Annotated in this window: 14 protein-coding genes, 1 tRNA gene and 1 riboswitch; of the genes, 6 read left to right on the forward strand and 9 right to left on the reverse strand. The window is 68.2% G+C overall.

Features of this window, described 5'->3' with window-relative positions:
- The first annotated feature begins 87 nt into the window (after positions 1 to 87).
- Positions 88 to 161, forward strand: a tRNA-Gln gene (locus FHR22_RS19280).
- A 69-nt stretch (positions 162 to 230) separates the two neighbouring features.
- Here FHR22_RS19280 and FHR22_RS19285 read toward each other — a convergent pair.
- From FHR22_RS19285 to FHR22_RS19295, 3 genes are read right to left on the reverse strand one after another with little or no spacing between them, the layout of a single operon-like run.
- Positions 231 to 1,688 carry a cobyric acid synthase gene (locus FHR22_RS19285; RefSeq protein WP_166945350.1) on the reverse strand — a complete coding sequence of 486 codons (1,458 nt, stop codon included), beginning with the start codon at positions 1,686 to 1,688 and terminating at the stop codon, positions 231 to 233.
- A gap of 2 nt (positions 1,689 to 1,690) precedes the next feature.
- Positions 1,691 to 2,467, reverse strand: a complete 777-nt coding sequence (locus tag FHR22_RS19290) for an ABC transporter ATP-binding protein (protein ID WP_166945296.1) — start codon at positions 2,465 to 2,467, stop codon at positions 1,691 to 1,693.
- A complete protein-coding gene (locus FHR22_RS19295) occupies positions 2,461 to 3,453 on the reverse strand; it encodes a FecCD family ABC transporter permease (RefSeq protein WP_166945297.1) in 993 nt (330 codons plus the stop codon). The genes FHR22_RS19290 and FHR22_RS19295 overlap by 7 nt, the downstream gene beginning before the upstream one ends.
- 53 nt (positions 3,454 to 3,506) lie before the next feature.
- On the opposite strand from FHR22_RS19295, the gene FHR22_RS19300 reads away from it, so the two are divergent.
- Entirely contained in the window at positions 3,507 to 4,364 is an 858-nt protein-coding gene (locus tag FHR22_RS19300; RefSeq protein ID WP_166945298.1) for an ABC transporter substrate-binding protein, read from the forward strand.
- A gap of 61 nt (positions 4,365 to 4,425) precedes the next feature.
- Here FHR22_RS19300 and FHR22_RS19305 read toward each other — a convergent pair whose 3' ends face one another.
- Together FHR22_RS19305 and FHR22_RS19310 are read right to left on the reverse strand one after the other, a co-directional pair.
- Complete coding sequence (locus FHR22_RS19305) at positions 4,426 to 6,279, reverse strand: TonB-dependent receptor plug domain-containing protein (RefSeq protein ID WP_166945299.1); 1,854 nt, start codon at positions 6,277 to 6,279, stop codon at positions 4,426 to 4,428.
- Positions 6,280 to 6,457: 178 nt separating this feature from the next.
- A riboswitch (cobalamin riboswitch) is annotated at positions 6,458 to 6,678 on the reverse strand.
- Positions 6,679 to 6,685: 7 nt separating this feature from the next.
- On the reverse strand, positions 6,686 to 7,063 hold the full coding sequence (locus FHR22_RS19310) for a hypothetical protein (protein ID WP_166945300.1): 378 nt from the start codon (positions 7,061 to 7,063) through the stop codon (positions 6,686 to 6,688).
- A gap of 89 nt (positions 7,064 to 7,152) precedes the next feature.
- Between FHR22_RS19310 and FHR22_RS19315 the strand changes: the two genes are divergently transcribed.
- The 4 genes from FHR22_RS19315 to FHR22_RS19330 all read left to right on the forward strand — a co-directional run bounded on the left by FHR22_RS19315 (position 7,153) and on the right by FHR22_RS19330 (position 11,107).
- Positions 7,153 to 8,838, forward strand: a complete 1,686-nt coding sequence (locus tag FHR22_RS19315; protein ID WP_166945301.1) for a YadA family autotransporter adhesin — start codon at positions 7,153 to 7,155, stop codon at positions 8,836 to 8,838.
- A 132-nt stretch (positions 8,839 to 8,970) separates the two neighbouring features.
- Complete coding sequence (locus FHR22_RS19320; RefSeq protein ID WP_166945302.1) at positions 8,971 to 9,279, forward strand: hypothetical protein; 309 nt, start codon at positions 8,971 to 8,973, stop codon at positions 9,277 to 9,279.
- 20 nt (positions 9,280 to 9,299) lie between these two features.
- A complete protein-coding gene (locus FHR22_RS19325) occupies positions 9,300 to 10,826 on the forward strand; it encodes a PepSY-associated TM helix domain-containing protein (RefSeq protein WP_208417808.1) in 1,527 nt (508 codons plus the stop codon).
- Positions 10,823 to 11,107, forward strand: a complete 285-nt coding sequence (locus FHR22_RS19330) for a DUF3325 domain-containing protein (RefSeq protein ID WP_166945304.1) — start codon at positions 10,823 to 10,825, stop codon at positions 11,105 to 11,107. The genes FHR22_RS19325 and FHR22_RS19330 overlap by 4 nt, the downstream gene beginning before the upstream one ends.
- Before the next feature lie 17 nt (positions 11,108 to 11,124).
- Here the strand turns inward: FHR22_RS19330 and FHR22_RS19335 are convergent, their stop codons facing one another.
- The 4 genes from FHR22_RS19335 to tsaD form a co-directional block, all read right to left on the reverse strand.
- Positions 11,125 to 12,231 carry a DNA alkylation repair protein gene (locus FHR22_RS19335; protein ID WP_166945305.1) on the reverse strand — a complete coding sequence of 369 codons (1,107 nt, stop codon included), beginning with the start codon at positions 12,229 to 12,231 and terminating at the stop codon, positions 11,125 to 11,127.
- Positions 12,232 to 12,299: 68 nt separating this feature from the next.
- The gene (locus tag FHR22_RS19340; protein WP_208417809.1) at positions 12,300 to 13,835 is read right to left on the reverse strand and encodes a lipopolysaccharide biosynthesis protein; all 1,536 of its coding nucleotides are present in this window, start codon (positions 13,833 to 13,835) and stop codon (positions 12,300 to 12,302) included.
- A 106-nt stretch (positions 13,836 to 13,941) separates the two neighbouring features.
- Positions 13,942 to 14,937: an NAD(P)H-dependent glycerol-3-phosphate dehydrogenase gene (locus tag FHR22_RS19345; RefSeq protein WP_166945306.1), complete on the reverse strand. Its 996-nt coding sequence runs from the start codon at positions 14,935 to 14,937 to the stop codon at positions 13,942 to 13,944.
- Positions 14,934 to 15,968: a tRNA (adenosine(37)-N6)-threonylcarbamoyltransferase complex transferase subunit TsaD gene (gene tsaD, locus FHR22_RS19350; RefSeq protein WP_166945307.1), complete on the reverse strand. Its 1,035-nt coding sequence runs from the start codon at positions 15,966 to 15,968 to the stop codon at positions 14,934 to 14,936. Before tsaD ends, FHR22_RS19345 begins: the two co-directional genes overlap by 4 nt.
- Positions 15,969 to 15,985 lie beyond the last annotated feature (17 nt).

A 15,985-nucleotide genomic window follows, 5' to 3' on the forward strand; every position in this document is an offset into this window, starting at 1 on the left:
GGCAAGCGACCTGTTACGAACGGCTTCTTTCCGGTGCAGCAGCCTTGACAGCACGGTCCCGCAGTCATATTGCGCCCGCCTCACTGGTGCCCTGTCGTCTAATGGTAAGACTGCGGTTTCTGATACCGCCTATCGAGGTTCGAATCCTCGCGGGGCATCCACTGACCTCCCCTTAAATCGAGCGAATTTCCCGGGCGCGACCCCGCCGAGGGCTAACGCGCTTCGCCGCATCATGCGGCGTCGGCTGCGAACGCGAGCATCGCATCGATATCGGCATGTTCGGACAGTTCAGCGGCAATGTCGTCGAGCGCGGCGTCGATGTCCGCGCGATAGTCGCGGCCGTCGCCGACCAGCCCGATACGCGCCAGCAGCGACCGTCGCAGGTCGGGCGAGGCGAAAAGCCCGTGAAGGTAGGAGCCCATGACAGTCCCTTGCGGACTTATCGCGCCGTCATCCGTCCCGTCATCGAGCCTCGCGAAGGGCCGACCCGTGCCGGGCCCCGCGGTTTCGCCCATATGCATTTCATAACCCTCGACCCGCGATCCCAGCGCCTCCCCCGCGACATGCCGCAATATTTTGGCGGGCGACAGTAGCGTCTCGACATCGAGCAGGCCGAGACCATCGACGGCCGCCGGGGCGCCCTCGATGCCAAGCGAGTCGGCGATCCGGTGGCCGAGCATCTGGTAGCCGCCGCACAGGCCCAGGACCATGCCGCCGCGCCGGTGATGCGCCTGGATGTCGATATCCCAGCCTTCACGCCGCAGCGCGGCGAGATCGGCGATCGTCGCCTTCGATCCGGGCAGGATGATCAGCGCCGCCTCCGCCGGGATCGGCTGCCCCGGCGGCACCATGACGATCTCGACCGCGCTTTCGAGCCGTAGCGGATCGAGATCGTCGAAATTGGCGATGCGCGGCAGGATCGGGCAAGCGATCATCTTGCGGCCCTCGCGCGGGTCGGCGCGGCGCTCGAGAATGACGCCATCCTCGCTCGGCAGCCGCGCCGCCGCCGCCAGCCACGGGATGACGCCCAGGCCTTGCCAGCCGGTCCGCCGTTCGATCTCGCGATAGCCGTCCTCGAACAGCGCGGGATCGCCGCGGAATTTGTTGATCAGGAAGCCGCGAATCATCGCGCTGTCCGCCTCGTCGATCACCGCCCGGGTGCCGGCCACCGATGCGATGACGCCGCCGCGGTCGATGTCGCCGACAAGGATCACCGGCACCCCGGCGGCGCGCGCGAAGCCCATGTTCGCGATATCGCCGGCGCGCAGATTAATCTCTGCCGGCGACCCGGCGCCCTCGACGACGACCAGGTCGCATTGGCCACGCAGCCGTTCATAGCTTTCAAGCACTTCGGCGAGCAGCGCGCCGCGGGCTTCGCGGAAATTGCCGCTGCCGAGCGTGCCGCGCACCTTGCCGCGCACGATCAGCTGCGACGTGCGATCGGCTTGCGGCTTCAGCAGCACCGGGTTCATGTCCGTGTGCGGTTCGACGCGGCAGGCGATCGCCTGCAGCGCCTGCGCGCGGCCGATCTCGCCGCCGTCAGCGGTGACCGCGGCATTGTTCGACATATTCTGCGGCTTGAACGGCCGCACGGCGAGGCCGCGGTTGGCGAAGGCGCGGCAGAGGCCGGCAACGAGCACCGACTTGCCGACGTCCGACCCCGTTCCCTGAAGCATCAGGGCGCCCATGCTCATGCCCGGATGCGGCCCAGCGTGGTGATCGTCGGCCACTTCCCGCCGAGGTCGACCTCGGCGTCGATGCCGTAAACGGCGCGCAGATTGTCCTTCGTCAGCACCGCGGCGGGCGCGCCGTCGGCGACCAGCCTTCCCGCGTCGACCAGCAACAAACGGTCGCAATAGCGCGCCGCCATGGTGAGGTCGTGGAGCACCGCGATGACGAGCCCGCCCGCTTCGGCTTCGGCGTGCAGCAATTCCATCACGTCGATCTGGTGCCCGGGGTCGAGGCTGGCGAGCGGTTCGTCGGCGATCAGCACCGGCGCCTCGACCGCCAGCGCGCGGGCAAGCAGGACGCGCGCCCGCTCGCCGCCCGAAAGCTCGGTCGCATCGCGATCGCGCAAATCGAGCACATCGGCGCGCGCCATCGCACGTTCGATCGCAATGTCGTCGGCCGCGCCTATTTTCGACATCGGGCCGAGGTGCGGCAGGCGGCCGAGGCCGATGAGCCGCGCGACCGTCAGCGGCCAGTGCAATGTCTGCCCCTGCGGCAGATAGGCGATGCGCCGGGCGAGCGCGGCACGCGGCAAGCGCGCGACATCGTCGCCGTCGATGGCGATGTCGCCCTCGCGCGGCACCAGCGCCAGCATCGCGCGCGCCAGCGTCGATTTGCCAGCGCCATTGGGGCCGACGATACCGACGAGCGTGCCGGCGGCGAAGGTGGCGCTTATGTCGCGAACGACCTGGCGTCGGCCGAGCGCGACGCTGACCCGATCGAGGGTAAGCGTCACCATAGCCGCCGCTCGCGCATCAGGTGGAGGAGGAAGACGGGGACGCCGAGAAAGGCTGTCACCACGCCCAGCTTCAACTCGCTGCTCGTGGCGATGACCCGCACCGCAAGGTCCGCGAGGAGGAGCAGCGCGGCGCCGCCGATCGCCGACGGCAGCAGGATCGCCGACGGGCTGCGGTCGGTGAAGGGACGCAGCAGGTGCGGCACGATCAGCCCGACGAAACCGATCGACCCGGCGACCGCGACCGCCCCGCCGACCCCGATCGCGGTGCCGAAGAGCAGCCGCAGACGGGTACGCCTGAGGTCGACGCCGAGCGCCTGCGCGCCGTCCTCGCCCAAGGTCAGCGCGTCGAGCGCGCGCCCGTTCCACAGCAACAGCGCCATGCCGGCGGCGACGCAGGGCAGCGCGATCCAGACATGGCCGAACGACCGGTTTTCGAGGCTGCCCATCAGCCAGGTCATGATCTCCATCGCCGCGAAGGGATTGGGCGAAAGGTTGAGCGACAGGCTGATTCCCGCGCCGGCGAGCGTCGCGACCGCGATCCCCGCAAGGATCAGCGTCAGCGGGCTTTCGGACCGGCCGGCGAGCGCGAAGAGCAGGCCGAGCGACAGGCAGGCGGTGGTGATCGACAGGATCGGCAGGACGAGCGGATGCAGCTCGGCAAGACCGAAATAAATCGCCGCGACCGCGCCGAGCGCGGCGGCATTCGAGGTGCCGAGAACCGACGGCTCGGCGAGCGGATTGCGCAAATAGCCCTGGAGCGCGGCACCGGCGAGCCCGAGCATCGCCCCGACGATGATCGCAAGCAGCGTGCGCGGGAGCCGCAGGTCGAAGAGGATGATATCTGTAACCTTGTCGCCATGACCGCCAAGCGCCGCCGCGATGCCTGCCAGCGGCAGATCGACCGGCCCGAGGAGCAGCGAGCCGATGGCGGTCGCGAACGTCAGGGCGACAAGCGTCAAGAGAAGAAGATTGCGCCGCCCGGTCATAGGCGCCGCGATAGCCGCTTGCAGCAGCGACGCACAGCATTAAGGAAGCCCCCATGCGCCGCGCCCCGCTCCTGCTGCTTGCAAGCCTTGCCATAGCGGGCGCGGGCGCCGCCGCGCTGTGGGCCGCGACCGCACGGCCGGCGGCGCAGCGGCACAAGCCACAACGCATCGTCTCGCTCAACCTCTGCACCGACCAGCTCATCCTCGCGCTCGCCGACCGCGACCAGATCGCCGGGCTGACGCGCAACGCGGGCGATCCCGAAATGTCGGCCGAAGCCACGAAGGCGCACGGCCTGCGCCTGATGCGTAATTCCGCCGAGGAAATATTGATCCTCGATCCCGATCTGGTCGCCGGCATGCCGTTGCCGCGCGCCACGCTCGGGGTGGTCGAGGGACAGAATTACCGCACGCTCGACTTGCAGAGCGCGAACACGCTGGCCGAAATCCAGGCCGCGATCCGCGCGACCGCCATGGCGGTCGGGCACCCCGCGCGCGGCGAGGCGATGATCGCCGACATGGACCGGCAGCTCGCGACAGTCGTGCGGCCCGGCAAGGGACGCGTCGCCGCATATTATCAGCGGCGCGGCTATATGACGGGCACCGGCACGCTGATCGACGATCTGATGACGCGCGTCGGCGTCGTCAATCTCGCCGCCAAGCTCGGCAAGCCGCCGCTGTCGCAGCTCAGCCTCGAGGAAATGGTCGCGGCCGAGCCCGACCTTCTGATCGTCGAAAGCGCCACCGACCGCGTCACCGATCAGGGGAGCGAAATGCTCCATCACCCCGCACTCCAGGGCATTCCGCGTATCAGCATCTCGCAGGCGTGGACGGTCTGCGGTAGCCCCGCCTATGCCACCGCGGCGCGCAGCATGGCCGATCAGATCGCCAGGGTTCCGGTCAGGGCGCACTAAAGGAATTTCCGCCTGCTCCCGCACCTGCGGCGCTGCCGGATCACCCGGCAGCGCCTGAGGGTCAGAACTTCACGCGCACGCCGCCATAGGCCGCACGGCCATAGACGCCATAGTTGAACGCGGTCGCATAGTTTGCATCGAAGAGATTATCGACGCGGCCATAGACCTCGAAATGCTCGCCGACCGGGAAGGAGGCGCGGATGCCCGCGAGTGCATAGCCGTCGAGCGGCACATTGTTCGCCGCGTCGTCGAAGCTGTCGCCGACCATCGTGATCGTCGCGCCGGTCGACAGGCCGAACGACCAGTCATAATCGACCGACACGCTGATCGCCTGTTCGGCGCGGCGCGGCAGCCGCTTGCCGTCGAACGCCGGCCGCCCCGACCGGTCGCGCGCGTCGATATAGCTGTACGACGCGCTGAGGTTCAGCGCATCGACCGGCCGCAGCGCCAGCGTCGCCTCGACGCCCTTGGCGCGGGTGCGGTCGATATTGCCATAGGTGAAGGTCGCATTGTCGTAGTTGATCTGGTCGGTGGTGTTGCGCAGGAAGGCGGTGAGCGACAGCTGCGCGCGCCCGTCCGCCAGACTCTGGTCGATGCCGAAATCATAGCTTTTCGACTGTTCGGGACGCAGCGCCGCATTGCCGCTGAAGCTGTCGTAAAGCTGATAGAGCGACGGCGCCTTGAACCCCTCGCCATAGCTGGCGCGGAAGTTGGTCGCGCCGCCGTTCGGCGAATAATTGGCGTTGGCGCCAAAGGTCGTCGCCCCGCCGAACTGGCTGTGATCGTCGTGACGAACGCCGCCGGTCACCGACAGGCCGGTGAACGGCTGAACGATGCCGAGCGCATAGACGCTGTCGATATTGGCGCGCGCGGTCGCGGTCGACCCGAAACCGAAGAAATCATAATCGGGGCGTTCATGCTCGTAACCGAAGACCAGCTTCGCCTGTTCGACCGGGGCGACGACGCCCTGATATTCGAAGCGCAGGTTGGTGCCCTTATACCCATAGTCGGCCGGGGTACCGCGCACGAAATAATTGTCGCGGTCGTTGCGCAGATAGGTCACCGCCGCGCGGCTGGTGAAGCGGCCGTCGAACAGGCCGAGGTTCAGCCCTGCATAACCGACATATTGGTTGAGCTTCGCAACGTCGCCGCTGTCCGCCGGGGCACCGAAGAAGCTGTCGAAGTCGACGTCGGCGTTGATATAATAGCCGCGCAGGTCGAGGCTGAGCGCATCGCTGAACGCGACCTTCAGCCGCGCGTTGCCGGCGAAATTCTTGTAACCGTCCTTTTCGGTGCCGACCGCGGCCGATGAAATGCCGTCGGTGCGGAAATAGGCGGCACCGATGCCGCCCGACACGCGCCCGGCGGTGCCCGACACGTCGGCCTTGGTGCTGAGCGTGTCGCTATAGCCATATTCGGCCGAGGCGTTCGCCGCGAAACCTTCGGCCGGAGTCGCGGTCATCAGGCTGACGACGCCGCCGATCGCCTGGCTGCCGTGCACGACCGAGTTCGAGCCGCGCAGCACTTCGATCCGGCTGATGTTACCGGTCAGCAGATGGCCGAAATCATATCCGTCGCCGATGCCGCTGGGGTCGTTGACCTTGACGCCGTCGATCAGGACCAAGGTCTGCGTCGTTTCGGCACCGCGCAGCGAGACGCCGGTTACGCCGCCCGTGCTGCCGTTGCGATTGAACCGCACCCCGGGCGTCGTCGCGAGCAGGTCGACGATGTCGATCGTCTGGCGCTGTTCGATCGTCTTGGCGTCGACGATCGTGATCGCCTGTCCGACCTCGTCGCGCGGCTGTTCGATGCCCGATGCGGTGACGACGATATCGTCGCCCAGCGAGCTGGTTTGCGCAAGCGCGGGCGTTGCCGCGGTCAATGCGATCAAGGAAATGGCGGTATGCTTCAACATGGGAGTCCCCCCGACGCCGGCAACGAAGGCGGAGCCTGCCGAAACGCACGCGCGATCGACCGGCGCACGGGTTGCGGGCGGGCGAATACGCCCGCACCCCCTGCACCGAAGCGGCTCCAGCCGCTTGGTCGTCGCTCGACGGAAGATCCCGTGCCTTGGCCTTCTCCTGGACCGAGGCATTGAGCGACCCACGCCGGCAGGTCTCCTGGCTCGCGGGTCAAGGCTCGATGCACGCCTTCCCAGGTTACCCCAGTGGCTGGCCCGAGTTCGCTCGGGTCCCGGCATCTCGCTCACCGCTTACAGTTGCAGGGACAGCCTCGGATTCGAGGGCCTTTGACCGGCCTTCTCACCGCGTTCCCATATTAAGCCCTCTCGGGCACCGGCGCGATCATGTAAGGAATTGCCCTTACGGCGCTCGCCCATAGCGGAACGCGGCGGTTTCGCAATCGGCTTTTGCCTCGCGGGCATATCGCGGGGAAAGCCGGGATGAGGGCGGGTGGCGGGAAACGCCCGGAGCCGGACATAAATCAAAACCGTCGCTCGCGTCGCGGAGTTCGAGGAACAGGCCGAGGCGGGTAACGAGGTCGGCGCACCAGCGATTGATTTTCTGCCCCTCGACATAGCCCATCATCAAATAGCGGCACCCGCCGTCGGCCCGCCGCGCGATCGCGGATGATCGAGGCTGGCGAGCATGCGCCGCTCGGCCCCGAACCGAGCAAAGCGCGCTGCGGCTTCGCGGCCCGGCAGCTTTTTTTTGGGGCGGCGTGTCGGTCTCGGCCGGCAAAATCCGTCTCCTTGCGGAAGGCCACTGAAAACGCAGCATATTGCACCGTTTTGCCTTCGCCCATCGCAATTCAAAAAGAGGATATCACCATGAACAGGCAATCGAAATATCTGCTCGGCGTCGCATGCGTCGCGGCCATGCCCGTCGCTTTTGCTGCGCCGGCGCAGGCGGGGACCTATTGCGGTTCGACCGTCACCATCGATCTCATCGGCCTTGACCCCTTCACCGTCGACACCGCCGAGCGACGCGACGAAATCATCTGCAACGGAACGATCGACAATGACGACCTCGGCGAAGGTTCGGTCACCGGCGACAAGATCGCCGATGGGTCAATCGGCACCGACGACATCGCCTTCGACGCCGTGACAGGCGCCGAGATCGCCAACGGATCGATCACCAATGAAGACCTAGGCGAAGGTTCGGTCACCGGTTACAATATCGCCGACGGGTCGATCGGCACCGACGACATAGCCTTTGATGCCGTGACGGGCGCCGAGATCGCCAACGGATCGATCGGCACCGATGATCTCGGCAATGGCGTGGTTACCGGGGCGAAGATCGCCGACGGATCGGTGGGCTTCCTCGACCTTGCAAGCAACGCCGTCGCCGGCAGCAATATCGTCGATGGCAGCGTGCGCGGCGTCGACCTGGCCAACGCCACGGTGACGGGCGACAAGCTGGCCGCCGATGCGGTGACCAGCGGAAAGATCGCGAACGGAACCATTGTTGAAGAGGATCTCGCTGACGGATCGGTTTCGACGCGCAACCTCCAGGATGGCTCGGTGACGATGAGCAAGCTGGGCGCCGATGTGGTGGCCTCGATCGAACAGGGCACCGAGGATGCGGTGGCCGAAGCGAAGGACTATGCCGACCAGGGCGATGCGCGGATCGAGGGGCTCGCCAGGACCGCGCAGACGTCCGCGAACAATGCGCAGGCGACCGCCAACACCGCGCTCGCCAACGGCAAATACGTCAAGGCGAACGGCAGCGGCGCCGTGCCGCAGGCGACGGGTGCCGACGCGATCGCGATCGGGACCGACAGCGTCGCGAGCGGTGATCAGTCGGTCGCGATGGGCGCGGGGGCGCAGGCGCTGGGCGGCAAGGCGGTGTCGATCGGCGCGGGCAATGTCGCGACCGGCAACGGCGCGGTGGCCATCGGCGATCCCAATGTCGCAACCGGCACCGGGGCGGTCGCGATGGGCGCCGACAACAGTGCGACGGGGACCGGCGCGGTCGCGATCGGCAATGCCAATACCGCAACCGGCGACGGCGCGGTCGCGATCGGCAATGGCGCAGCGGCGACCGCCGAAAACAGCGTCGCGCTCGGCAATGGATCGGTCGCCGATGAGGCGGCCACGGTATCGGTAGGGACCGCCGCGGCGACGCGCCGGATCGTCAACGTCTCGGCCGGCGTCGCCCCGGCCGACGCAGTCAACATGTCGCAACTGACCGCGCTGACGAACAACGTCAACGCCATCGGGGGCCGCGTCAACATCCTCGAGGACCGGGTGACGCAGCATGATTTCGACATCCGCCGGATCGATCGCATGGCGAGCCGGGGCGTCGCGATCGCCACCGCGCTGGCTTCGGTCCCGGCGCTCGACGGTGACAAAAATTTCGGCATCGGTTTCGGCACCGGCACCTATGACGGCCGCGTCGCCTTCTCGCTCGCGCTGATCGCGCGCGCGGGCGACAATGCGCAGTTCCGTTTCAATGCCGGCACCGCAGGCAATGGAAAGATCGCCGCGGGCGCCGGCGCCACGATCGGCTTCTGACCGGCGGGGGGCGGTCCGGGACGGCCCGGGCTGCCTCCGGCTCCCTCCCGAGCGGCATATTTTCAGATCGCCGCCACGGGCGGATAAATTACGCTATTGCAAATTATTCGCATCATTGCGAGAGGGGCCGCCATGGCAAAGGCGGCTGGTAAATCGGTGCGGGCGAATCGGCGCGACGTGGCGCTGCGGACGGTGGCCGCGGTGCCGCTGAACTATGCGCTGACCGCGCTCGCCACGATTTTCGTGGCGCGCATCCTGCCCGGCAGCCCGGCGCAGGCGTCGATCGGCGCGACGACACTGTGCTTTGCCATTTTCGCCGTCGTCGCGATGCTGTGCTTTACCGTGCAGTCGGTGGGCAAGCTGTGGCTGACGATGATCGGCGCGGGCCTGGCGTTCGCGCTCGCCGACTGGCTGCTCGTCCTGACCGGCGGCCGGCTGTGAAGGGCGGGATCCGCCAATCGATGGCGTGGCTCCACACCTGGGTGGGGCTGGTGCTCGGCTGGCTGCTTTATGCGATTTTCGTCACCGGCACCTCGGCCTATTATCAGGAAGAGATCACCCAGTGGATGACGCCCGAAATCGGGAGCGCCGCCGTAGCCAGCGACAAGAGCTTCGCGGCCGCCGCCGACTGGGTCCAGCATAAGGCGCCGGACGCCCAGGAATGGTCAATCTTTCTGGCCGGCAAGCGCGCCCCCGGCCTGCAGCTTTACTGGACGAACGGCCCCGACGCGCCCGCCGATGCGCCGACCGAGGCACGGCTCGACCGGCAAGGCCGCGAGGTGAAGGCGCGCGAAACGCAGGGCGGCTATTTCCTGTACCGCTTCCACTACGACCTGCATTATATCAACTGGTATTGGGCGCGGTGGCTGGTCGGCATTGCGGCGATGGCGATGCTGGTCGCGATCCTTTCGGGCATCATCACGCACAAGAAGATCATCACCGATTATTTCATGCTGCGGCTGGGCAAGGGGCAGCGCAGCTGGCTCGACGTTCATAATGCGTCGAGCGTGTTGTTCCTGCCCTTCGTGCTGATGATGACCTATACCGGGCTGGTGTCGCTGGCGACGCATTATATGCCGTGGGGCATCGCAGCCAATTATGCCGATACCGAAAAATTCTACGCTGCCGCCTTCCCCTACCCCTCGCCGCCCGAAAAGACCGGCGCCGCGAAACTCGCGCCGATCGGCCCGATGGTGGCTGCGGCCGAGCGGAACTGGGGCATGGCGGCGGGCGGCGTCCGGGTCCTCAATCCCGGCGACCGGAGCGCACAGGTGATCGTATCGAGCGGCGTCGACGGCAATATGTCGGCACGCCCGCGTTCGCTGACCTTCGACGGCGCGACCGGCCGGCTGGTCAGCGCCCATGATCCGTCGGGCGCCGCGACCGCTACCGAGGGGGTGATGATCGGCCTGCATGCCGGGCGCTATGCGCAGCCGATCCTGCGCGGCCTCTATTTCCTGTCGGGCATCGCGGGCTGCGTCATGATCGCCTCGGGGCTTATCCTGTGGACGGTCAAGCGGCGACCGCGCCTCGCCGATCCCGACAAGCCGCATTTCGGGTTCCAGCTCGTCGAAAAGCTCAACATCGGCGCGATCGTCGGGCTGCCGCTCGGCATCGCCATCTATTTCCTTGCCAACCGCCTGCTGCCCGTCGGGCTGGCCGGGCGCGGCGACTGGGAAATCGACAGCCTGTTTCTCGCCTGGCTGGCCGCCTTCATCTGGGCGGCGGTGCGCCCGTCACCACGCGCCTGGGCCGAAACGACCGCCGTCACCGTGCTGCTGTTCGCCGCGGTGCCGATCGTCAGCGCGCTGACCACCGGCCGCAATCTTTTCCACAGCATCGCCGCGGGCGAATGGATATTCGCCGGCTTCGATCTCGCCATGCTCGCGCTCGCCGCGGGCTTCTGGACCGCGCATCGCCGCATCGTCCGGCGCGCGCGCGGCGCAGCAGAGGGCCGGCGCCCGCAGCGGAACACCGCCCCGGCATGATCGACCTCGCGCTCCTCCTCCTGACCGCCGCCGGCTTCGCCTGTCTGTGTGCCAGCGTCGCGCGCCATCAGCCCGCCCTGTTCGGCCGCGCGCTGCCGAAGCGGCGCGCCCGGATACTCAAAAGAGCGGGCTGGTCGATGCTCGCGCTGGCCACCATGCTTGCCTGCATCAACTTCGGTTCCGGCTATGGGCTGGTCGAAGCGCTGGGTTTCGCCAGCCTCGGCGCTCTCGCCGCCATGGCGCTGCTGTCGCGCGCCACCCGGCAAAACGCGCGGCGTTGATCGCCGCGGACTGACGGTCAGGACGCGGGCGCGATATCGAAAGCCGCGCGCGCCATCGTCTCGCCATTGACGATCAGTTCGACATCGTGGCGGCCCGGATAATGGCGGCGGGTGCTGAAGTCGCGAATGATCTGGCGGATCGCGAGCGCCGCGGCGGCGCCGGCGGCGAGGTCGAAGCTTTTGAACTTGAACACCTTGGCGCCGGTCTTGCCGCCCGCGCGGGCATAATGGATGCGATAATCGACGACCAGCCTCTGGCCCTCCGTCGCCGTCGACAGGAGGTCGGCGGCGATCGTGACGCTATCGCCGAGCCGCACCGCCTGCGGTTCGACCGCAAAACGGGTCACGCGGACCGCCGCGCCGTGGCGCACCCCGATCAGCGCCAGCGCGCGCGGGTCGCCCTGTTTGATCAGCGTGCGCAGCGCGTGGCGAATGATCCACGCGGTGCGCGGGTCGTCGGCCGGCCAGGTGCCCAGCCGGTCGAGCACCCAAGCGGGCCGATCCTTGGCGATGTCGTTCAAATGATTCGCGACCGATTTGCGGACATAAGGGCTCGGATCGGCCTGCAGCGTTTCGAGGATCGGCGCGCCGAGCGTCGGATCGGCCTTGAGCGCGGGCACACGCGCCGCCCAAGGCAGGCGCGGCCGGCAGCCTTCGCTCGCCAGGCGGCGGACATGCTCGTTTTCGTCATGGCTCCACCGCGCCATCACCGCGAGCGTCGCTGCGGCGTCCCGCGCAAGGAAGGGACGGATCGCGAATTCGGCGGTCCCGAAGCGCGTCAGTCCGGCAAGCGCGTCCATCGACGCGGCGAAATCGTCGAGGCCGTATCGCGCGACATATTCGGTGAGGGCGACGGCTTGAAAACCATGGGTCAGCCGCGGCGCCATCGCGTGAAGGACCTCCAGCGCGGCGCGATAATCCGCGGGAAGCGCCGCCGGAAGCGCGTCGGCGATATGGCGCACCCGCTCCATGATCGACAGCGCATCGAGCCCGCGCGAGGCGGCGGCGATGAAAGCGGTGCGATCGAAACGCGATGATGCGGCCGTCCCCGCATCGGCGATCACCGCGAGCGCCGCGGGTCCCAATATGTCCTTCAGCAGCGGCGCGGATTTTTCATCGGTCATGATCGCTGCATGGCGGACCCAGCGGCGCCGCGCCAGCCCCCATGGCTGTCGAAGCTACGCGCCCCGCCTCAATCGGCCGCCGCGGCCTCGGGATGCTTCGCGAACAGCGCGCGGTCGGCGGGGCCGAAGCCGCGCGTCCAGATCAGCCAAGCATAGATGCCGAGGATGAAGGGAACGCCGATCAGCAGTTCGGCCCATTCGGGAAGCTGCGTCGCGCCCCAGCCGAGTACCGCGGCTCCCCCCGTCGCCCAGACGAGCGCCCAGCGCAGGCTGTTCACCGGCGCTTTCAATATCCGCGCCAGCAGCCGCGCCTTGACTACCGACGCAAAGCCGAGCGCGAGCATCAGCGCGCCGGCAACCGCGACGGCATAGGAAATCGGGTGCAGCCCCATCGACTTGGCGATCAGGATCAGCCCGACGCTGAGGATCGCCTGCAGCGCCAGCGTCGCGAGGCTGATCGCGAGGTTGCGGTGGCGCGCGACATAGACGAGCGCGGCTTCGCTGACGACCGCTGTCGCCGCGACGACTTCGGCGGCGAGCAGGAAGGCAAGCGCGCCGGTGCCGCTGACGAACTGCGGGCCGACCAGCCCCATCACCGCCTCGCCCGGGATGCCGAGCGCGAGCGCGACCCCCGCCTGCGCCGCGATGATCCAGAAACCGACCTGACTGACCTGCGCCGCCACGGCGGCAAGGCGGTTTTCGGCCAGGTTGCGCGTGATCACCGGGCCAAGGATCGGCTCGAAGCTGGTCTTCAGCTTCTGCGGCAGCGAGGCGACCTGCTGCGCCATATAATAGATGCCGTAGATCGTCGGCGAGGTGAACTGGCCGAGGATGAACAGGTCGAGCCGGCGCGTGCCCCATTCGATCGCGTCCGCGGCGGCGAGCGGGGCGTTGCGCCGCGCAACTGCGATCAGATGCGCGGGGTGCGGCCGCCAGACGCCTGGCCCGCCATAATGGCGGATCATCGGAATCAGCGCGGTCAGAAAGGCGCCGACCATCGCGGTGGCATAGGACAGCATCAGCCCGTCGCGCACCGACACGAACCAGAAACCCGCCGCCGCGGCGCTGATCACCCAAGGCTCGACGATCGCGCGCGCGCGCACCGTCGCGCCGATATCGAAGCGGTAGGCGCAGGCGGCAAGCGCGATATCGGTGCCCGCGATGGCGAAGACGAGCAGCGCCATCCAGCGGTCGGTGCCGTCGAGTTCGCCCGCGGGGAACATCAACTGCGGCAGCAGGAAGAGCAGCGCCGATCCGGCCGCCGAGGCGAGGAAGGCGACGAACATGCCGTCCCACACGACGATGCGGTGATCGGCACCCGGCGCGCTCAACTGCTCGGCGAGGCCGCGTTTCAGCCCCAGGGTCGCGAGCTGCGCGACAAGTTCGATGACGAGCACCGCGAAGGCGAAGCGCCCGACCGCCTCGGGCCCGTACCAGCGGCCGGCGACATAAAGGAACGGCAGGCGCGCGACGAGGCGCATGATGAAGCCGAGGAAATTGGTGCGCCCGCCCTTGGCCAGCGCGGCGGCATCGGCATCCTGTTGCGTGGTGCCGGAGGACGCCGAAGATGGTTGGGGCGCGGCTGCGCTATCCGTCTGGCTCAAGCCTGGCGCCCCTTCTGCTGATCCGCTGCGCCTAGTCTAGCGCGGCGGATGGGGGCAGGCAATTGAATGGTGAGCGGTGCGGACAGGATCGCTTGAACGGGCAGGGTCATTGGCCCTCGGTTCGCAACGGCCGGCTGAGCAACGCCTGAACAGCGTCGGCGACGCGAATTTCCCCCGCGACCAGCCGCGCGACGGCGTCGGTGATCGGCATGTCGATGCCGTCGGCGCGCGCCGCCGCCGCGACGACCGGTGCGCTGAACGCTCCCTCGGCCACCGTGCGGCGGTCGGCCATCAAGGTTTCGGCCGCCGCGCCGCGCCCCAGCCCCTGCCCGAGCGCGAAATTGCGCGAATTGGACGAGGTGCAGGTGAGGACAAGGTCACCGAGACCGGCCAGGCCGGCGAGCGTTTCGGCCTGTGCGCCACGCGCCAGCCCGAACCGCGTCATTTCGGCAAAGCCGCGGCTGATCAGCGCGGCGCGCGCATTGAGCCCGAGCCCGGCGCCATCGACGATGCCGCATGCGATCGCGAGGATATTCTTGATCGCCCCGCCGATTTCGGCGCCAATGACGTCGGTGCTGGCATAGGGCCGGAAATGCGGGCGGGCGAGCGCCTGCGCGATGCTCGCCGCGAGCGCGGCATCATCGGCGGCAAGCGTGATCGCGGTCGGCAGCCCGGCAGCGACTTCGTGCGCAAACGTCGGCCCCGACAACACCGCATGCCGGCGGCCGGGCGCCAGCTCGCGCGCCATGTCGATCGGAAAGGCGAAGCTGCCCGCTTCCATGCCCTTGCTACAGAAGATCAGCGGCGCGTCGCCGGGAGGCAGTTCGGCGAGCACCGCGCGCAGGAAGGGCACAGGCACCACGACGAGCAATGCATCGCACGCAGCCAGATCGGCAAGATCGCCGGTGGCGGTCAGCGACGGCGACAGCGCGGCATCGGGAAGGAACAGCGGGTTGCGATGCTCGACGTTGATCGCGGCGACCACGTCGTCCTCTCGCGCCCACAGCCGGACCGGCGCACCTTCGGCGGCGAGCAACTGCGCGAGCGCGGTGCCCCACGCGCCGCCGCCGACCACGCCGAAATTCGAAAAATGTGACGTCATGCTTTCACTCCGGCGCCGCGGACGGCCTCTGCTGCGGGATCGAGCGGCCAGCGCGGACGCGCGCCGACGTCGAGCGGGTCGGTGAGCCCGGCGGCGAAACGCTCGGCGCCCGCCCAGGCGATCATTGCGCCATTGTCGGTGCACAGCCACAGCGGCGGCGCGACGAAAGCCTTGTCGAAGCGCGCAGCGAGTTCGGTGAGCGCGGCCCGGATCGCGCCATTGGCCGCCACCCCGCCCGCGACGACGAAGGCGGTCGCGTCGGGGCAGGCGGCGAGCGCGATACGGCTGCGATCGACGAGGCAGTCGACGACTGCCTGCTGGAACGAGGCGGCGAGGTCGGGGACGCCATGCTCACCGCTCGCCGCGGCGCGCGCGACCGCGCTCTTGAGGCCCGCGAAGGAGAAATGCGGTTCGGTGCTGCCGACCAGCGGGCGCGGCAACGGCACGGCGCGGGGATTACCGTCCCTCGCGATGCGCTCGACCGCGGGGCCGCCAGGATAGCCGAGCCCGAGCAGCTTCGCGGTCTTGTCGAACGCCTCGCCTGCCGCGTCGTCGATCGTCGTTGCGAGGCGGCGATAGTTGCCGACGCCGCCCACGAGCAGCAACTGGCAATGGCCGCCCGAGACGAGCAGCAGCAGATAGGGAAAGGCGAGGGTTGCGTCGGTGAGGCGCGGGCTAAGGGCATGGCCTTCGAGGTGGTTTACCGCGATCAGCGGCTTGTTCGCAGCATGCGCGAGCGCCTTGCCGGTGACCAGCCCCACCATCACTCCGCCGATCAGCCCCGGCCCCGCGGTCGCGGCGATCGCATCGACCTGGCTCAGCGTCACCCCGGCGTCCTTCAGCACGCCTTCGACGATCGGCGCCAGCCGGTCGACATGCGCGCGCGCCGCGATCTCGGGCACCACCCCGCCAAAAGGCGCGTGGTCGGCCTCCTGCCCCGCGACGCGATGCGCCAGAACGCGCCGGTCGCTATCGACAAGCGCCGCCGCGGTTTCATCGCAGCTCGATTCGAGGCCAAGGATCAGGGTCATATTGTCGCGCGCCCTTT

It is taken from the genome of Sphingopyxis panaciterrae (assembly GCF_011762125.1).
GTDB lineage: Bacteria > Pseudomonadota > Alphaproteobacteria > Sphingomonadales > Sphingomonadaceae > Sphingopyxis > Sphingopyxis panaciterrae.